The 18636-nt window shown below is 51.1% G+C and carries 15 protein-coding genes and 1 riboswitch; of the genes, 11 read left to right on the forward strand and 4 right to left on the reverse strand.

All coding sequences use genetic code 11. The features are described 5' to 3' along the window. Window positions 1-97 precede the first annotated feature (97 nt). From IPG80_RS06375 to IPG80_RS06415, 9 genes are all read left to right on the forward strand, one after another. Entirely contained in the window at window positions 98-4093 is a 3996-nt protein-coding gene (locus IPG80_RS06375) for a GAF domain-containing protein (protein ID WP_345104023.1), read from the forward strand. Between the two features lie 3 nt (window positions 4094-4096). Beyond that, complete coding sequence (locus tag IPG80_RS06380; protein WP_345104026.1) at window positions 4097-5257, forward strand: FIST N-terminal domain-containing protein; 1161 nt, start codon at window positions 4097-4099, stop codon at window positions 5255-5257. Between the two features lie 139 nt (window positions 5258-5396). Then, a complete protein-coding gene (locus IPG80_RS06385) occupies window positions 5397-8027 on the forward strand; it encodes an SUMF1/EgtB/PvdO family nonheme iron enzyme (protein ID WP_345104030.1) in 2631 nt (876 codons plus the stop codon). Window positions 8028-8035: 8 nt separating this feature from the next. Further along, window positions 8036-8449, forward strand: coding sequence for a hypothetical protein (locus IPG80_RS06390; RefSeq protein ID WP_345104033.1), 414 nt, complete (start codon window positions 8036-8038; stop codon window positions 8447-8449). Window positions 8450-8497: 48 nt separating this feature from the next. Beyond that, entirely contained in the window at window positions 8498-9211 is a 714-nt protein-coding gene (locus tag IPG80_RS06395; RefSeq protein WP_345104036.1) for a hypothetical protein, read from the forward strand. Between the two features lie 132 nt (window positions 9212-9343). Beyond that, window positions 9344-9763: a Fur family transcriptional regulator gene (locus tag IPG80_RS06400; RefSeq protein WP_345104039.1), complete on the forward strand. Its 420-nt coding sequence runs from the start codon at window positions 9344-9346 to the stop codon at window positions 9761-9763. Between the two features lie 15 nt (window positions 9764-9778). Then, window positions 9779-10717 carry an energy-coupling factor ABC transporter permease gene (locus IPG80_RS06405; protein ID WP_345104042.1) on the forward strand — a complete coding sequence of 313 codons (939 nt, stop codon included), beginning with the start codon at window positions 9779-9781 and terminating at the stop codon, window positions 10715-10717. 58 nt (window positions 10718-10775) lie between these two features. Then, window positions 10776-11567, forward strand: coding sequence for a cobalt ECF transporter T component CbiQ (cbiQ, locus tag IPG80_RS06410; RefSeq protein ID WP_345104045.1), 792 nt, complete (start codon window positions 10776-10778; stop codon window positions 11565-11567). Continuing rightward, window positions 11567-12322 carry an ABC transporter ATP-binding protein gene (locus IPG80_RS06415; protein ID WP_345104048.1) on the forward strand — a complete coding sequence of 252 codons (756 nt, stop codon included), beginning with the start codon at window positions 11567-11569 and terminating at the stop codon, window positions 12320-12322. Before cbiQ ends, IPG80_RS06415 begins: the two co-directional genes overlap by 1 nt. 76 nt (window positions 12323-12398) lie before the next feature. Here the strand turns inward: IPG80_RS06415 and metK are convergent, their stop codons facing one another. The 4 genes from metK to IPG80_RS06435 all read right to left on the reverse strand — a co-directional run bounded on the left by metK (window position 12399) and on the right by IPG80_RS06435 (window position 17333). Beyond that, entirely contained in the window at window positions 12399-13613 is a 1215-nt protein-coding gene (gene metK, locus IPG80_RS06420; RefSeq protein WP_345104051.1) for a methionine adenosyltransferase, read from the reverse strand. An 82-nt stretch (window positions 13614-13695) separates the two neighbouring features. Continuing rightward, a riboswitch (SAM riboswitch) is annotated at window positions 13696-13800 on the reverse strand. A 115-nt stretch (window positions 13801-13915) separates the two neighbouring features. After that, entirely contained in the window at window positions 13916-14848 is a 933-nt protein-coding gene (locus tag IPG80_RS06425; protein WP_345104054.1) for an SUMF1/EgtB/PvdO family nonheme iron enzyme, read from the reverse strand. 287 nt (window positions 14849-15135) lie between these two features. Continuing rightward, window positions 15136-16083 (reverse strand): SUMF1/EgtB/PvdO family nonheme iron enzyme, encoded by a 948-nt coding sequence (locus IPG80_RS06430; protein ID WP_345104057.1) that lies wholly within the window; start codon window positions 16081-16083, stop codon window positions 15136-15138. 17 nt (window positions 16084-16100) lie between these two features. Continuing rightward, window positions 16101-17333, reverse strand: coding sequence for a C39 family peptidase (locus IPG80_RS06435; RefSeq protein ID WP_345104060.1), 1233 nt, complete (start codon window positions 17331-17333; stop codon window positions 16101-16103). A 182-nt stretch (window positions 17334-17515) separates the two neighbouring features. Between IPG80_RS06435 and IPG80_RS06440 the strand changes: the two genes are divergently transcribed. Both IPG80_RS06440 and amrA read left to right on the forward strand, forming a co-directional pair. Continuing rightward, a complete protein-coding gene (locus IPG80_RS06440) occupies window positions 17516-18010 on the forward strand; it encodes a flavin reductase family protein (protein ID WP_345104063.1) in 495 nt (164 codons plus the stop codon). A gap of 43 nt (window positions 18011-18053) precedes the next feature. Beyond that, the gene (gene amrA, locus IPG80_RS06445; RefSeq protein WP_345104065.1) at window positions 18054-18629 is read left to right on the forward strand and encodes an AmmeMemoRadiSam system protein A; all 576 of its coding nucleotides are present in this window, start codon (window positions 18054-18056) and stop codon (window positions 18627-18629) included. Window positions 18630-18636: the final 7 nt, after the last annotated feature.

Genomic DNA, 18636 nt, shown 5'->3' on the forward strand with positions numbered 1-18636 from the left:
AGTCAGGGGAGGCGGGCGCGTCACCTTACGCCTTTGTTATGAAAGTACCATACACCTCCGGCTGGAATGTAGAGTAAAATTTCCCTCACATTAAGCCATGAATTTCAATTCAATGAACGGTCGTTTCTCTGAAAAATCGCTGGGACGCATCCTGACGGGGATCGTTTTTCTCTATCAAGTTGTTGCAGCGGTTGTGCTTGTTTGGGCGTTGGTACTTGCTGTTCAGTGGGTGCGTGAGCCTTTTATCGGCTCGTTTTATGAACATTCATTGATATTTAACGACACGGGCGGTTCCAAAGGTGCCTGGGCGTTCAGTGCGGAAGTGAAAAATTGGGATCAAATTCTGGCAGTCAATGGGGTCAGGGTTAAGAATAGTCAGGATATGCGTGACGCGATCGTGGGGAAATTTGCGCCTGGGGAGAACATTACTCTGACTGTGGAGTTCAAGGATGGGGAAGTACGTGACTTGCCCCTCGAATTGCAGCAATTTCCAGACAGCGACATCAGTATTTATCTGGTACTCCCAACCATCCTTAGTTTGATTTTCATGGGATTGAGCATTTGGACTTTTGGCTTACGCCGCAATGAGCCAGCAGGGCGTGCGTTCACCATGTTCGCTTCATCATTCTCGATTGTTACTGGCACGATCTTTAATTTGTGGACCACCCACGAATTTACGCATCTGTGGACATTGGCTGCTGCACTAACAGGCGGCTCTGCGATCGCGCTTTCCCTTTCTTTCCCCGCTTCTCCTCGAATCATTATCAACCGTCCCTACCTCCGTTGGGTGGGGTTTGCTGTTAGTCTTGTTCTGGCAACTATGGCCTTTCCCTCCATTTTTGATGCTGGGAATCCGAAAGCATACATACCTCTTTGGCAGAATATTTTCACTTATGATGCCATTTGTATTTTATTTCTACTTGGGTTTAGTTTTTATTATGCGGCGTATTCCCAGTCGCCAGTTGTAAAGTCACAGGCACGCAGCACTTTGGTGGGAGCCTTCTTTGCATTTACCCCACTGGGAGTATTCCTGGCATTGGGGAAGGTTCTTAACATCGCTTTTTCTCCGTTGTTCTTTTTGCCGGTTGTGATCTTCCCAACTTTAATGGGATATAACATCATGCGTTTCCGCTTCCTGCGCACAGACGATCTTGCGCGGCGGGGTGTGATGTATGCAGTTCTGACGGCTCTTGTTACCTTCGGGTATGCGTTAGTTGCGGCGGGGGCAGGCTTGTTGTTTGGAAATGCGCTTCCTGAAAACTATCTGGCAGGAATCGTGATTCTGGTGCTTGCGCTGGGGCTTGAACCGCTGCGCGTCCGTTTACAAAACCTGACCGATTCGCTTTTTTTTCGCGGCTCACGCGTGATTGCCGAACAGCTGGAAGATTTTTCTCATAGGTTGACGACCACTCTGGACCTGAACTCCATTGGGTCGCTTCTGCGTGATCAGATCGCCTCAACCCTTGCTCCAGATCATATTCACATCTTTACCTACGATTCCCTGAATGACTTTTTTGCGGCTCTTCCTGTGGACGGACGCAATCCCACTACGGATATTCGCTTTCGGGCAGCGAGTCCGTTGGCTGAATATTTCAAGAAGGAAAGCCTGCCTTTATATTTGGATAATGTGGCCAACCTTCCGGATCAGTTAAAACCGGAGCAATCACGGATTGCATTATTAGGCGCACGTTTGTTTATTGCTTTCCCCGGTAAAGATAGACCCAACGGCTGGCTGGCATTGGGCTCACGTCTGACGGGTCAGCCGTATTCACCGGGTGATCTTCGTTTTCTTGAGAACATTTGCGATCAGGCATCTGTTGCAATTGAACGCGTACAAACCGTTGCTCACCTAGAACGCCGCATCCAGGAAATGAATGCATTGACCCGCGTTTCGCAGGGTGTCAACGTCACCCTGACATTTGATGATGTGTTGGAATTGATCTATGCCCAGACTGCCCAGATCGTTCCGACTTCGCATTTCCACATCACACTGTATGATAAAGACAGTGACTATTTCTATTATGGCTTTTGCCTTGAGAATAACGAACGCATTCACGAGCGGGAGAACCAGCCGTTCTCTGCGAATGTTGGGCTTTCTCCAGAAGTGATTCGTAAGAGCCGCCCGATCATGACTCAGGATTACATCCGCGAATGCCAGGCACGCAACCATACCCCCACCATCGAAAATATCTTTGCGTGGATCGGTGTGCCGCTTAATGCGGGCGCGGAATCCATCGGTGCTCTTAGTGTGGGCAGCCGCGACGGTTCCACGGTCTACACTCGTGCGCAAATGGAATTGCTTCAGGCAATTGCCGATCAGACCGCTGGTGCCATCGTCAAGGCGCGTTTGTTGAAAGAGACCCAGGAACGTGCCCGTCAGTTGACGACTTTGAACGAGATCACGCGTCAGTTGACCTCGACGCTGGAGTTGAACCCGCTTTTGCAGAATATTCTTGAGAATGCGGTTGGTATTTTGAATTGCGAAGCGGGTAGCTTGTTTTTGGTGGACGATCAGACGGATGAACTTGTCTTCAGAGTGACGGTTGGTCCGGTGGCAGGTAACTTGATTGGTAAACGCCTTGCACCAGGAACGGGAATCGTAGGTCGCGCTGTCGATATGAAAAAACCCGTCATTGAAAATGAAGAGCATAGCACTACCAACCGCTTCAAGGGCGTCGATCAGCAAACAGGGTTCGTCAGCCGCTCCCTGTTGGCTGTGCCGCTGCAAGCTCAGGATCGTGTCATTGGCGTGGTGGAAGTTATCAATCGCCGCGATGGTCTTCCTTTCGTTCAAAATGATCAGACCTTGCTGGCTGCTTTTGCCGGGCAGGCAGCGGTTGCGATTGAAAATGCGCGCCTTTATACTCTGACCGACCAAGAGCTTGCCAGTCGTGTGGAAGAGTTGTCAGTCATGCAGCGCATTGACCGTGAATTGAACGCCAGCCTCGAAATGGACCGGGCCATGCGCATCACGCTTGACTGGGCGTTGCGACAGTCTGGGGCAGAGGCGGGGTTGATCGGCATCCTTGAAGAAATCAAGCTGCGTGTAATGGCGCATCAAGGGTTGGATGATCAAATGGCATCCATTCCTGATCTGGTGATGAAGGTTGAATTGCCTTCCATGCTTGCTGCTATTGAAACTGGTTTGCCGCAAAACGTGGAAGTGGCAGTCGAAGCCTCGAAGAATAAATTATTGGTGTCCTCTCAAACGCAAATGGTCATTCCGATCCGCCGTGAAACAACGGTTATCGGTTTGTTGTACCTTGAAAGCACCGGCGGCTCGCAGGTGGATATAGATTTTCTGACCCGTCTTACCGATCATGCTGCCATTGCCATCTCAAATGCCCAGCTATATAGTGAGGTTCAACGTGCCAACCTGGCAAAAAGTGATTTCGTATCCTTTGTGGCGCATGAGCTTAAGAATCCAATGACTTCGATCAAGGGATATACAGAATTGCTTGCAAGCGGCGCGGTTGGACAGATCACCGAAATGCAAACGAACTTCCTGTCCACCATTAAATCAAATGTGGAGCGTATGTCCACACTTGTATCCGATCTCAACGACAATTCCAAGATTGAAGCGGGACGGCTGCGCCTTGAATTCAAAGCCACCAAAGCAGTTGACCTTGTGGATGACGTTATTCGCACGTTCAAACGCCAATTGGAAGACAAGAAGCAGACCCTCGAGTTAAACATTCCTACAGACCTGCCTGCCATGTGGGCGGATCGCATCCGTGTGGGGCAGGTGCTTACGAACCTGATCAGCAATGCATTTAAGTACACCCCTGAAAGTGGTTCCATTATTGTAGGCGTGGAAGATAGTCCGAATCATTGGGATGCAGAAGGCGCGCCCCGCGTTATTCACTTGTCTGTGAAAGACAGCGGCATTGGTATGACCCCAGAAGACCAACAAAAGATCTTCCAGAAATTCTTCCGATCCGATGACCCCAAAGCGCGTGAAGCGCCGGGAACCGGCTTGGGGTTGAATATTACTAAAAGCCTTGTGGAAATGCAGGGTGGTAAGATCTGGTTCGAGAGTGAATATCGGCAGGGAACCACTTTCCATTTTACGGTTCCGGTGGCAGAGGAGTAAAAAATGCCGATCATTTCAGCAGTGGGAACCGCTCAGGCCTTGGATGGACGCGAAGCCGGGTTGCAGGCTACACATCAGGCATTGAACCGACTCGGGGCGAATGCTCCTGTTTTGGCGATGGTTATTTCATCGCATCAATATCAGCCGCGTGAAGTGTTAAATGGCGTATCCAGTTTGTTGGGTGATACACCTCTGATCGGATTTAGCTCACCAGCAGGAATGACTCGTGAAGGCTACCATCCGCACTCGGTGGTGGTTGCCATTCTAAGCGGAGATTTTCAAGCAGAGACGCTCTGGCTGCCGGGGTATGCACAGTCTGGGCGTGAAACAGCTTCAAAGATCGAGCAGCATGTCTCGGCGCGGGTGGAGCGGCAGTCCGTTCTTTTTTTTGCAGATGGTTTCAATGGGGATGCTGAGCAATTTTGTAATTCGCTTTCCACCACGTTAGACGTCATGGGTGCGCTTTCAAGCGGTGACCTTCATACAGGGAATACCTATCAGATCAGCGGGAGTCAGACCGGCTCCGGCGGCATGGCGGCTGCTTTGTTGCGTGGCGGTATCCATATTGGAGTTGGTGCGGATCATGGTTGGGATCCGGTCGGGAATCAATTTCGTGTAACTCGTTCGCGCGGATTCTGGTTGCGCACACTGGATGGACGTCCCGCTTCTGAAGCATACGCGGCTTTGTTCGGTTACCCGGCGCGTGATTGGGCATTTCCACCGCTCAGTTATCTAGCTCGCTTGTACCCGTTGGGCATAGAGCAAGGTGATGGAATGGTGCTTCGCGCTCCGATCCGTGTGGAAGCCGATGGAAGTTTTCGCATGAATGCCGTCATCCGTGATGGGGTGGATGCATTCCTCCTGGTGGGGAGCCGCGCCTCATGTGAACGAGCTGCAAAGACCGCTGCACAACAAGCCTTGCTCAAGCTTGGCGACTCCAAACCCAAGCTTGCCCTTGTGCTGGTGGATACTGCCTGGCAAATGTTGCTCAAAGCCCAGCCCGGTGCAGAGGTCGCAGCAGTGCAGGAGATCTTAGGCGAGTCTGTCCCAATTATTGGTGGTTACACTTTGGGGCAGGTATTCAAACCTGAAGATGACGAGGTCAAACCAAAATTTTTAAACCAGCATATTCTGGTCATCATTTTCGGTGAACCAAAGGAATAACCTGAAACCGCAGGATGCCCTGCGGTTTTTATTTTCGCATAGCCATTAATATTGGGGGATTTTTTTCGTTACCTTGCAAGATGGTAAACCCTTCACCTGCCAGATTATTGTATACTGAACTTATACATCGAGGCTGGCTATGACTGGCAAAAAAATTTCATCAAAGAAAACAACCAGACAACAAAGTCCTGAGTTAGAAATTCAAGCGGGAGATGCAAGCGTCGCCGTTGGCGGCTCAATAACGGACAGCGCCATTATTCATGGGCAAACCATCGTGCTTGCAGACCGCTTCTGGCGTGACCTGCAACCTGCAATTCCAGCAGACACCATAAAACAGGCTACGGCTGCATATCTCGCGTACCTTACCGATCGGCATTATTATCTTAGCCTTAAAGGTATGGGGGTTTCAGACCGGGTTCCGCTGAAACTAAAACTGCTTGATCTGTATGTGCCTCTTAAAGCACGTATGGAACTCCCGGAAGGGGAGACTTGGAAACGCGACTTGAGCCTTGCCGGGCGTGACGTTGCCGAATACGAAGACCCGTTGCATTTTGGCGACCCTGTTCCCTTGTTGAACGTCTTGAAGAATTATTCAGGGGTCATTGTATTGGGTGACCCAGGCGCAGGGAAGACCACCTTTGTAAAATATTTAGCAGTGCGATTGGCGCGCGGTGAAGGCGCCGATATGGGGTTAAAGGATTACCTGCCCATACTGCTTCCGCTTGCCGCATTTGCGAACGCACTACAGAATAAAGATACACGCCTGGATGATTTTATTGCCGAGTATTTTTCGGCGATTGGATCAGACCTGCCGATCGGACCCATGCTGGGGGAGGCACTTAAAGCCGGGCGCGCGCTCATCCTTTTGGATGGTTTGGATGAAGTCCGTGACCTGAACTTGCGTAACACCGTTGTTGAACGCGTGGTGGATTTTTATACTTTCCACCGTCACCAAGGTAATAAGTTCGTGCTCACCAGCCGTGTGATCGGGTATCGTGCCGTGCGTCCATCTGCAGAAAACCTGGCTGAATGCACCATCGTGGACTTTGACGACGATGAGATCGAAGGTTTTGTCACCCGTTGGACAAGTGCGCTAGAAAAGCAGGCACAGGGGCATACCTCGGTTGCGCAGGCAGATGCCGAAGCCGACCGCCGCGAATTGTTGGATGCCATCAATCACAACCCGGGCGTGCGGCAGTTAGCTTCTACGCCTCTTTTGCTGACAATCCTGGCTTTGATGAAACGCCAGGGTGTTACTCTACCTGAACGGCGCGTTCAACTTTATGACCAATACGTCTCGACCTTGCTTTCAACCTGGAATCGTGCCCGTAGCATAAGCGGACGTGCCCCAGGGCGAGACATCGACGAAATCCAGACCGTGCGTATCCTTGCACCGCTTGCATTGTGGATGCACGAAGTCAGCCCGGGGGTGGGTTTGGTAGGGCGTGAGGATATGCGCCGCAAGCTGGAGGAACTCTTTCACGAGCGCGGCGAAAGCTCACCACATCAGGCATCCCGTCAATTCATGTTGGATGTACGCGAACATGCTGCCTTGCTTCTTGAACGTGGACCTGGGGAATATGGGTTCATCCATCTTACATTTGAAGAATACCTTGCCGCGGTTGCATTGGCTTTCATGGGGCAGGGCGATTCAAAACCCATCATTGACACCTTATCTCGTCATGTCGGCGAGCAAGCCTGGCGCGAAGTTACACTATTGACCATTGGGTATTTGGGCATTCGTCAACAACTGCCAAAGATAGCTGGTGAGGTTGTCGAGGCGTTGGTGGATGCGCAGCCCGGACCCGCAGGTGAAGCGGTTGTTTTGGCTGGTGATGCCGTGCTTGATACGTGGCCCAATGGTGTGCCTCCACGCAGCCGTGACCATGTCATCGACGCCTTGGTGACTGCCATGCAAGACGAGGGCATTCGCCCTGAATTGCGGCGGCATGCGGGGATCTTGCTGGGGCGACTTGGCTGGAGACCAGGCGACTTGGATCGGTTCGTGGAAGTTCCGTCTGATGAGTATCAAGCCGGAGTTAGGAAAGAGCCGAAGCGTATTCCGCATAACTATTTTGTCGCGCGGTATCCCGTCACCAATATTCAGTTCGCACGCTTCGTCAAAGAGGATGGTTACCAGAACCGGGAATTCTGGAGTGACCTTGGCTGGGAATGGCGTACCGGCAAATATGACCAACGCACCATGGAAGGGGTTGAGCGCGACTGGTTGGAGCATCGTCCGCTTGCCAAACGTAACATGCCGTATTATTGGCACAACATCGAGTTGAGCAACCCGATCGTACCAGTGGTGGGGGTATGCTGGTTCGAGGCTGAAGCTTATTGCAAATGGCTCTCGAAGAAGATCGTGGCAGTGCCAGATGGGTATTATGTGCGTTTGCTGACCACCGATGAATGGGAGCGCGCTGCACGCGGTACTGACGGGCGCGAATATCCGTGGGGTGATGGCTTCAACAAAGCCGCCGCCAATACATGGGATAGCGATAGCACCGGTTCGGGATTGGGCGGTACCACCGCAGTAGTAACCTTCCCGCAAGGTGCCAGCCCTACAGATACCTGGGATATGAGCGGAAATGTCTGGGAGTGGACTGGCTCCTGGTATGACGAAGATAAAAAATACCGCATCGTTCGCGGCGGCTCATGGATCGGCTATCAATGGTTCGCCCGTTCGTCTTTCTGCAACTGGTCGATCCCATTGATGTTCAATGATGATCTCGGATTCCGTGTAGCGATCGCACCAAAAGATTCATAGGAGTGTATATGGCAGGCAGATCAAAAAGCACCAGAATAAGCGGAGGGGATCATAGTGTTGTCGTGGGCAACCAGATCAATAACACGAACATTGTCATTGGAGGGAGTGGCAACGCCTCAAGTACCACGATAAACCTCCCGGCGATCTTCGACAGACTTTATGAAAAGCTGCAGGATAACAAGGCGATCCCTCCTCAGGAAATGGCAGATATAAAGGCAGAACTGCAAGATGCTCAGCAGGAATTGGAAAAGCCCGAGCCAGATGAGTCTTTTCTTGCACGGCGCTTCCGAAACGTTAAACGCATGGCTCCCGAGATCGTGGAAGTGGCGTTCGAAACGCTGAAAAATCCCATCAGTGGTGTATCTGAGGTCATAAAAAAGGTTGCGCAAAAAATGACTGAAGATGCAGGCCCAAAAGAGTAAAATGAACTGGCGGAGACCCTCCGCCAGTTTTATTTTGAAAGGATGAAAATGAAGCGTATATTTCTTCCCATTTTCGTTTTGACTCTCATCGCCTGCTCCGCACCTGTGGACGTGCCTCCGCCTCCTACCTCTATTTTTTCTGCTACGCCGCTGCCAACCTATTCCACATTGATAGCTATTCCTGCCACCTCCATCCCGGCAACAACACCCACAGTGGGCTTGAATGAAGTCCCGGCTTTGCTCACTTCCATTCCTGAAAATTACAATCCCACCTTTTGCCAGGATACCCGTGCTTTGCAGCTGGTAAGTCTCTTGCAAACTTCCATTAAGTCCCGTAATGGAGAATTGCTTGCATCTCTAGTCAGCCCGACCAGTGGAGTGGGAGTTCGTTATCTGCGTGGGGGTAATGTAGTTACTTATTTCGACAATATCAAGTTCATTTTTGAAACCACCTATCAGGCAGATTGGGGACCAGGCATTGGTAGTGGGGAACCGGTGAAAGGCTCATTTCAGGATGTCGTATTGCCCTCACTTGAAAAAGTATTTGAAGCTAATGCTGTTGTCACATGCAATGAACTAAGAACAGGCGGCGTAACTTATCTTGCGGAGTGGCCCTACAATGGCATGGAGTATTACTCTATCCATTTCCCGGGCACCGACCAAAATGGCGGCTTGGATTGGGAAACCTGGGCGGTTGGCATGGTTCGTGAAGAAGGCAAACCCATGCTTGCTGCGCTTGTCCATTTTGTCTGGGAGCCCTAGCTCTTCTTTTTGTACAGCAAAGTGGGTCCCCTTTTCTGACTTCCGAAAAGGGGACTTTTTTGTTTGTAAGAAAACATCCGTTGCGCTCTTCTATAAAATATATTATTGCAAAAAGTTGCAATAAGGAGAAATATGTCCTGTGCCAATGAATATTCCCCTCAACTGCGCGCCCGCGGCTACCGAATGACCCCCCAGCGGCTGGCGATTCTGCATGTGCTTCATCATTCACGGGGACATATGTCACCGGTTGAAGTTTACGAGCAGGCTCGCCATGAATTGCCCGGTCTAACCGAAACCACGGTTTACCGAACTCTCGAATTCCTTGCCGAGAATGGTCTGGCGCGCCCGGCATTGACGGGGAACGGGCACCTTGTTTACGAACTTGCGCGGCATGAGCACCATCACCTCATTTGCCGCACTTGTGGGAATGAAATGGAGGTGGAGCACGAACTTATTAAGTCTATGTATCAAACTCTTGAAACTGCGAGTGGCTATAAACTAACCGATAGCCACCTTACATTTTTTGGTTTATGTCCGAATTGTCAATCATAAAAAGGAGATAACACTATGTTTTATTCCCCCGTACCTTTACACATCCCCGACGGTTTTCTCAGTCTGATCGTTTCGGTCATTTGCTGGGTGATCACTGCCTTGGTGATCGGCGCTGCCATCTCACGTACGAACCGGTCTTTGGGCGAGAAACAGATTCCGCTTATGGGTGTAATGGCAGCCTTTATTTTTGCCGCCCAAATGATCAACTTCCCAGTCGCGGGCGGTACATCTGGTCACTTATTAGGCGGAGCGTTGGCGGCGATCGTGCTTGGTCCTTGGGCTGCCATGCTGGTGATGACTTCTGTCATTGCGGTACAGGCATTACTCTTTCAGGATGGTGGACTGCTTGTGATGGGCGCTAACATCATGAACATGGGGCTTGTGACTGCTGCCATCGGGTATGGACTTTATCGTTCTGTGGCTGGGCGATCGCGTACTGTCAAGCTTGGTGTGGCAGGTTTTGCCGCCTGGCTTTCGGTGATGGCAGGTGCTCTATTGACTGCTCTACAACTTTGGTTGAGTGGGACTTCTCAATTGAGTATTGTCATCCCTGCCATGTTGGGTGTGCATACATTGATCGGGCTTGGTGAAGCCTTGATCACAGTTTCAGCATTGGCATTCATCATTCAGACCCGCCCCGACCTGTTGGGTGAGGGGTCTGAATCGGCAAAAGCCAGCCAGAATTGGGTCTATGTTGGCGGTATCATTTCTCTGGTGGTTGTGCTGCTTTCACCGCTGGCTTCCGCCGACCCGGATGGCTTGGAGCGTGTCGCCATCAATATGGGCTTTATCGATGCAGGGCAGTCTTCTCCATTCCAAATCATTCCTGATTACACCATTCCATTCCTGGGTGAAACTGCCTTATCTACAATTATGGCTGGAGTGGTGGGTGTGATCGTAGTTGCCGCCATTATTATGCTTGTCGGTCGAGGAATGAAGGCGAAGTCTTCATAAGTAGACATAGAATCGAGGTGCGTAAATTTATAATTTATGCACCTCTGAATAGGTTCACATGCACTTTGATGCTTTTGATCGGTATCACGAAAAAGAAAGTTTTTTTCACCGCCTCGATCCGCGGGTAAAGACGCTTGCAACGGTGGTATTTATCGTCTCGAATGCCTTGCTGCCGGATGGCGCCTGGCTGGCATTTGTTTTTGCCTGGCTATTTCTACTTGGCTGTAATCTTCTTTCAAAACTTGGGTTTGGCTATACCCTTAAGCGTTCCATCATTGCATTGCCATTCGCTTTGATCGCGATCACGGTTTTATTTTCCATTCCTGGTGAGGCATTGTTATCGTTTCGGTTTTTGATGCGTGATCTGACCATCACGGATGCAGGTTTATTGCGCTTCGTCAGTATCCTGATCCGTTCCTGGCTCTCAGTGCAGATGGCGATCCTGCTGGTAGCCACAACGCGCTTCCCGGATCTGATCCATGCTTTGGAGCATCTGCGTGTGCCTGCGATCCTGACCACCATTATTGCATTTCTTTATCGGTATCTCTTCGTGCTGACAGATGAGGTCTTCCGCCTGCTGCGGGCGAGGGAAGCCCGTTCGGCGGCAGTGACAGGTTCGAGATCCGGTGGAGGCGTGTTGTGGCGGGCGAAGGTGGCGGGGAATATGGCGGGACAGTTATTCCTGCGCAGCTACGAACGTAGTGACCGTATCTACAATGCGATGGTTGCACGTGGATACTCCGGTCATCTTTATACGTTGAATGCGCATGAGATGAAATCTACAGATTATTTTGCAACAGCGTTCGCGGTTGCTGTTATTTTTGTAATACAGATCATTGGAAGGTTCTAATGCCGGTTACTCATATAAAAAATCAATTTACCCAGCCAGATAATAACGGGGATGTACTCGTCGTCCGTGACTTGCACTTTTCCTACCCGGATGGACATACGGCATTGAACGGCGTGTCGCTTAATTTGCACGAAGGTGATAAGGTTGCGCTGGTGGGTCCGAACGGCGCGGGCAAGTCCACGTTGATGCTGCATCTGAATGGGATATTGATGGGGCAGGGCGATGTGGATATTGCAGGGATGCGCCTCACTCGTGAAAATCTACCCGCCATTCGTTCCATGGTAGGGCTTGTTTTTCAAAACCCGGATGACCAACTTTTTTCACCAACTGTCTTTGAGGATGTGGCATTTGGTCCATTGCACATGGGCTTACCTGAAGCAGAAGTGCGCACACGCGTGGATGCTGCACTCGAAGCTGTGCGCATGTCTGCATATCGTGATCGTTTGTCTCATCACCTAAGCGTGGGGGAGAAGAAGCGCATTGCGATCGCTACTGTGCTTTCGATGAACCCTAGTCTGTTGGTGCTGGATGAACCCTCAGCCGGGCTTGACCCGCGTGCCCGCAGGACACTGATCAACTTGCTGCGCGACCTGCCCATCACGATGCTGGTTTCCACGCACGACATGGCGCTGGTGCGCGAACTTTTTCCCCGTACAGTTGTGGTGGATGAAGGGCGTGTTGTGGCAGATGGCGCAACCGCGGAAATTTTGGAGAATGAAGCGTTGTTGACAGCACATGGCTTAGAAAAGCCATAAAATAAAATAGTAAAGAATTAATCAAAAAGCGCCTCTGAGAGATCAGAGGCGCTTTACCTTACTACTATCTAAATTATTACAGACCAGCAGCTTTTTTCAAAGCGGCAGCCTTATCGGTGCGTTCCCAGGGGAATTCGATGTCATCGCGACCGAAGTGACCGTAGGCAGCGGTCTTGCGATAGATCGGCTTGCGCAGACCGAGGTCACGGATGATCGCGCCGGGGCGCAGGTCGAAGTGTTCTGCGATGAGCGCGGAGATCTTTTCGTCCGCGATCTTAGCGGTACCAAACGTTTCCACGTTCACAGAGAGCGGGTGAGATACGCCGATGGCATACGCAACCTGAACTTCCACGCGGTCAGCCAGACCTGCAGCGACGACGTTTTTGGCTACATAGCGCGCCGCGTAAGCAGCAGAGCGGTCCACTTTTGTGGGGTCTTTCCCAGAGAAGGCGCCGCCGCCATGACGACCCATGCCGCCATAGGTGTCAACGATGATCTTGCGTCCGGTCACACCGGCATCGCCCATCGGACCACCGACCACGAAGCGCCCGGTCGGGTTGACGAAAACCTTGAGTTTCTTGTCTACAAGGTTTTCGGGCAGGGTCTTCATGATGAGTTCTTCAGTAATGATTTCAATGAGCTCATTCTGCGAGATCTCAGGAGCGTGCTGGGTGGAGACGAGTACAGTATCGATGCGTTTGGGTTGACCATTGGAATATTCAATAGTCACTTGGCTCTTGGCATCAGGGCGCAGCCAGGAGATGGCGCCACTCTTGCGGAGTTCACTTTGTTTGCGGGTGAGCTTGTGCGCAAGGTAAATGGGCATCGGCATCAAGGTCGGGGTTTCGTTACAAGCGTAGCCGAACATCATGCCCTGATCACCTGCGCCGATGGATTCAACTTCTTGATCTGTCAGGTGATGACCGTCGCGGGTTTCGAGTGCCTGATTGACGCCCATGGCGATATCGCCGGATTGCTTGGCAATGGCGACCAGTACACCGCACGAATTACCATCAAAACCTTTTTCGCTGGAGTCATACCCGATCTCGTTTACAGTCTTGCGAACGAGTTCGTCGTAATTGATATGAGCATTGGTGGTGATCTCACCGAGCAGCATGACGTAACCGGTTTTTACAGCGGTTTCGCACGCCACACGCGAGCGGGGGTCCTGTTCAAGACAGGCATCTAAAACGGCATCCGAGACCTGATCGCAGATCTTATCGGGATGCCCTTCCGTCACCGATTCTGATGTGAACATCAGACTGGGGGAAGACATAAAAGTATTGGACATTGTTTTTGTTTCTCCTTGATTGAATAAAAATTGCCCTTTCAGACATGCAGAAAGGGCAATTCAAGCTATGCTTTTCGCTACCCTCTCATCTTCCAGCTATCCTGTCGGAATTGGCACCGTGCTCAACTTTCGTTGACCGGTTGTCGAGGCATCGCAGGGCCGTTCCCTCCGCCTCTCTGGATAAGAGCGTCTTTTTAGGACTATTCAATTACAAGTTGGATAATACCATAGCAAAAAATGAGAGTCAATAAAAACAAGCCGCCGGGTTCATCCCGGCGGCTGTTTTAGAAACAAATTGAGGCTTAGTCTGAAGCGCAGCGGAAACCGATCTTGGGAGAAAATTCGCCGAGATAATCTTCCGAATAAATATCATCTGCTTTTGGGTTCGAGCCGCGGACCGATGCGCGATTGGCAAGGCGGACGTCGTCAAAGACATCCTGAAAGTTGCCGCCACGTACCACGCGGTTGAAGTACAACTCGCGCGCATTCGGACCAGTGGGATTTACATTCGCGCCCTGGGCGTAGTAATCACCATCGTAATAGTCAGAGACCCATTCAGTAACATTGCCAGCCATATCGAGGATGCCGTATGGGCTTGCACCTGCGGGATAACTTCCAACACGGGTGGTATCACCAACAAAATAGTTAAAGTTGCCATGTGAGGAATCCGGGCGGTCGTCACCCCACGGGAATGTGCGGAAGTCATTTCCGCGCGCAGCATATTCCCATTCCGCTTCGGTGGGCAGGCGGCGCCCAGCCCATTTGCAGTATGTATCGGCTTGGAGCCAGGTGACATATACAACCGGGAAGTCGTTAAATTCAGGGTTATTGAAATACGACTCGCGCGCTTGTGATTTAAAAGTTTGCGGCGGTTCGCAGGCGCCTGCTTGAACGCAAAGTGCATACATGGCATTGGTCACTTCGAGTTTATCCATCCAGAAATTCTTCATGGTCACGGTGTGATCCGGCTTTTCATCTTTCTTTTCTTCAGGATCTAATGCGCCCATGCGGAAGGTACCATCAGGGATGAACGCAGCGGGCATGCCGTCTGCAGTGGAAACACGCTCCTGCCCGGGTTCACCATTAGTGATACCTTCGGCAGGCGCATTAACCGCAGCTGGGGTCAGTGTGGCTGGGGCGGTTGGCAGGGCGATTGCCGTTGGCTGAGCATTCCCCATGCTGCAGCCAGAGACAAAGATCGCTATTACAGTAAAAATAGGGATTATCTTTTTCATAGTTGGCTCCTTTTGATCTGCCCTCAGTATAAAAAATAAGGATTGCAAGCCTAATCCCCCAAAGGGGGTTAAGTGGGAATGATTTGGACTTTTTTTTCTTACATCTTTGTTAGTTGCATGGATCGAAAAGGGAATCTGGGATTAATCACACCATTTCACAGGCGATTAGCCTGTTTCTTCTTGATTTTGGTTATCTCAGCGATATTAAGCATGATCGCCCCGTCAATGGATTTTCATCCAAGGAACGGGGCGATCATTAATTTTTTTGCTCTTGTACTTACAAGAATTTAATTGGCATCTTCGGCACATCGAAAGCCGATGCGGCTGGAGCTTTTTCCATAATGCGCTTCGTTATTTGGATCTGCTTTCGGGTCTGGACCTTCAAGAAAGTTGCGATTTGCCACTCTAAGAAAAATTCCATCTTCTTGAAAAGAACCTCCACGCATAACGCGCAAGGTGCTGAACACTTCTTCGGCGGAGGGTCCCGGTGGGTTTTCCAATGGAGCGGTACTGTAATAGTTGGGGCGATAAAGGTCTGCCACCCATTCCCAGACATTGCCAGCCATGTCCAATGCTCCGAACGGACTTGCCCCTTCAGCATACGAGCCAACACGTGTTGTATCGCCAACAACATTCACTGAGTTGGAATTGTATTGGTTGGGCTCCTCATCCCCCCAAGGATAGTTGCGTTTATCGTCTCCACGTGCGGCACGTTCCCATTCAGCTTCGGTGGGCAGACGGCGCCCTGCCCAGGTGCAATAGGCATCTGCGTCGAACCAGGCAACATAGACCACAGGATAATCGCGGAACTCCGGGTTTCCAAAATACTCTTCGCGGTTATCCGAACGGATCTCTCGAGGCGGGCGGCAATTACCTGCCTGTACACATAATTCGTACATGCCGTTGGTCACTTCCACTTGATCGATCCAGAAGGAATGAATCTTCACCTCATGGGCGGGTTGCTCATCGTTCTCGCGGTAGACATCCATGCCGCCCATGAAGAGGGTTCCGGCAGCGACTTGGATTTGGGTCATGCCGTCTTTGGCAGAAATACGCAAAGTATCCGCCGTGGCGGTTGCGGCTGGGACAGGTGTTGAAGTTGGGGTACTGGTCTCTGTGGCGGTGGCGGGGAGCGGCGTGACTGACGGTGTCAGGGTCGCTTCAGGCGCGGAGGTTGGCGCTGCCTGGCAGGCAACAAGGAAGAGAATCAAGAGAGGGTATATTTTTTTTATCATGGTCTATCGTTTAATGACTATTGAACAAGCTGCATGGCATTGCGTGCCTGGTCTTCAAAAAAATTAGGGTTGATGGAATCTGCTTTTTGCCAGGCTTTTAGTGCGGCGTCGTAATCTCCTTTGCGGTAGAGACCGTAGCCATACCACAACCATGCCTCCTCAGACATTTCTGTAACGCCAAGCGCGTAGTTGGTCAGGCTGAGCAGGTCTTCATTTCGGTTCGAGTGGAAGTAGGCAAGGAAGGGACCAAACTGATAGCGGAACATGCGCAAAGGCAAGCCCAGTTCCCTGGCTTTGTCGTAAGCACGGGCGGCTTCTTCGTAGCGTTCAAAGAAGACGAGATTGCTGCCGTAGTTGAACCAGTCAAATCCGCTGGCGGCGGGGTCGTTGGCGGCAGATTCAGTGGCGGCAAGGACTCGCTGGCGATTCAGGTTCGGATCCCAGTCTGATCCGAGCAGGGCTTTCATTTCATCTTCGAATTGCGGGAAGTACATCACAAGATAAACGTTATTGAATGGCTTCCAATCCTGATCAAGCTGGGCGTACGAGATGGTTAGATCGGGACCATGGTAGGAATCTTGAATGGTGAATTCCTGTTTGGCATCGTCGTAGGCAGTGATAAGCATGTAATGTGCCGCCCAAAGATCATCCGTAGGACCAAGAGCATCGGCTGGATTTAACGAAGTGACCGTTTCCACGATGACAGGGTAGTTCGCGGCGAGCAGCCGTTTGATCTGTTCAATATTTCCGCCAACTCGATATTCGAGGTTAAGCCAGCCAGCCTGTGTACGTACGAAGTAGCGCAACTCTTCCGGGTTCACGTTGCGGTCGCCGGATACGGGCTTGATGTAATATGAAATGTCGGATTGCTCTCCATCCCAGCCGTAGAGATGCAGAGCCATGGATAAGGTGGCAGGTCCGCAATTGTTGGCGGTCTGTTTCTCGTAAGGAGGCGAAACGATGGACGCTTGCGCTGGAAGCGGGGGGAAGGTTGCGGTGGGGGTGATGCTCGGCGCACTTTGTGCAATAGCCGTGTTCGTGATTACAACTGTGGATGTGACCGGTTGCGGCGTGACGGGCAATGCCGTCGGTACTGGACCAACGGGGTTGATCACATTTTTGACATAGATCTGAAAAACATCCAACCGCCATTCGAGGCGTGATTTTACAGCGGGGATCTGATAGACAAGGACAGCCAGCAGAAGCATGCCTGCCAGCCCCAGCAAGATATTTCTAACTTTTGGTGACATGCCGGTGAGTTTACCACGCCAGCCTGAAAGGCAATTAAGTTTTATTTTGTGTTATTTCCACAAGATAGATGATATACAAGGTAAGGATTTATGCTGCTTCTGTATCAAGGACTTGACGAATTCTGGCTTGACGTGCCCCTCTCCGGCAATTATGATGAAAATGAATGGGAAATTTTTTAACTATGATAAACCTCGACCCTGAAGCCCTGCGGTCTGCCATGCGAGCATGGTCAGCAGGTGTGACTGTAGTCACAGCCGTTCATGAAGGGGAACGGCACGGTATGACCGTCAACTCCTTCACATCCATATCCTTAAACCCGGCACTTGTCACTGTTTCGTTGCAACAACATACGCGCACATGTGAATTGGTGTTGAAATCCCATGCTTTTGGGGTGACGATCCTCGCAGCTGACCAGACACAGGTCTCAGACCTTTTTGCCGGACGCATGCCTGAAGTGGAAGACCGGCTCGCGACCGTTCAGACTAAATCGCTGGCGACTGGCTCCCCCTTGATCGTGGGTGGGCTGGCATGGATGGATTGCCGCGTCGTCCAGACCTATGATGCGGGGATGAATATGCTTTTCATTGCAGTAGTGGTTGCCGCACACGGCACTGGTACGGGGGAGCCGCTGTTGTATCACAACCGCGAGTATTGGAAATTGGCGCACTTGAAATAGGTCAACTTTTGGCGATCCGATGGTGGTGCGATTGGAAGGTCAGATGTCAACATCATTGAATGACGAGGACAGGCAAATACTCTTGCAGCTTGCACGCGAGGCGCTTGAAAACGCAGTTCGGGGAATTGCGTTATTGCCGTTAAACACAGAAACGCTCACGCAAACGTTGCGCGAAAACGGCGCATCCTTTGTCACGCTTACCATTCGAAACGAACTGCGCGGATGTATTGGAGCCTTGGAAGCCTACCAACCTCTGGCAGAGGATGTACGTGAGCATGCCATTGCGGCAGCGTTGAAAGACCCGCGCTTCCCACCCGTAACTGAGTCGGAACTACGCCTCATCAATATTGAAGTCTCCTATCTTTCTGCGCCGCAGGAGTTGGAATACTCCACTGGTGAAGACCTGCCTTCAAAATTAAGACCACAGATCGATGGAGTCATCCTCAAACAAGGCAGGCGCAGGGCAACCTTCCTGCCGCAGGTCTGGGAGAAAATTCCCGACCCTGAGGAATTCCTGAATCAGCTTTGCTATAAGATGGGCGTACCCCCCAATACCTGGCGGAAGGCAAAATTGCAAGTTTATATATATCAGGTCGAAGAATTCCATGAATTGAATTAAAATGAAG

It is taken from the genome of Candidatus Villigracilis vicinus (assembly GCF_016702885.1).
GTDB lineage: Bacteria > Chloroflexota > Anaerolineae > Anaerolineales > Villigracilaceae > Villigracilis > Villigracilis vicinus.

Coding starts and splice junctions, on each gene's coding strand:
- amrA (WP_345104065.1), top strand. CDS start 18,054: ATGTCAACATCATTGAATGACGAGGACAGGCAAATACTCTTGCAGCTT.
- IPG80_RS06375 (WP_345104023.1), top strand. CDS start 98: ATGAATTTCAATTCAATGAACGGTCGTTTCTCTGAAAAATCGCTGGGA.
- IPG80_RS06440 (WP_345104063.1), top strand. CDS start 17,516: ATGATAAACCTCGACCCTGAAGCCCTGCGGTCTGCCATGCGAGCATGG.
- IPG80_RS06435 (WP_345104060.1), bottom strand. CDS start 17,333: ATGTCACCAAAAGTTAGAAATATCTTGCTGGGGCTGGCAGGCATGCTT.
- IPG80_RS06400 (WP_345104039.1), top strand. CDS start 9,344: ATGTCCTGTGCCAATGAATATTCCCCTCAACTGCGCGCCCGCGGCTAC.
- IPG80_RS06380 (WP_345104026.1), top strand. CDS start 4,097: ATGCCGATCATTTCAGCAGTGGGAACCGCTCAGGCCTTGGATGGACGC.
- IPG80_RS06405 (WP_345104042.1), top strand. CDS start 9,779: ATGTTTTATTCCCCCGTACCTTTACACATCCCCGACGGTTTTCTCAGT.
- metK (WP_345104051.1), bottom strand. CDS start 13,613: ATGTCCAATACTTTTATGTCTTCCCCCAGTCTGATGTTCACATCAGAA.
- IPG80_RS06395 (WP_345104036.1), top strand. CDS start 8,498: ATGAAGCGTATATTTCTTCCCATTTTCGTTTTGACTCTCATCGCCTGC.
- IPG80_RS06425 (WP_345104054.1), bottom strand. CDS start 14,848: ATGAAAAAGATAATCCCTATTTTTACTGTAATAGCGATCTTTGTCTCT.
- IPG80_RS06415 (WP_345104048.1), top strand. CDS start 11,567: ATGCCGGTTACTCATATAAAAAATCAATTTACCCAGCCAGATAATAAC.
- IPG80_RS06390 (WP_345104033.1), top strand. CDS start 8,036: ATGGCAGGCAGATCAAAAAGCACCAGAATAAGCGGAGGGGATCATAGT.
- IPG80_RS06430 (WP_345104057.1), bottom strand. CDS start 16,083: ATGATAAAAAAAATATACCCTCTCTTGATTCTCTTCCTTGTTGCCTGC.
- cbiQ (WP_345104045.1), top strand. CDS start 10,776: ATGCACTTTGATGCTTTTGATCGGTATCACGAAAAAGAAAGTTTTTTT.
- IPG80_RS06385 (WP_345104030.1), top strand. CDS start 5,397: ATGACTGGCAAAAAAATTTCATCAAAGAAAACAACCAGACAACAAAGT.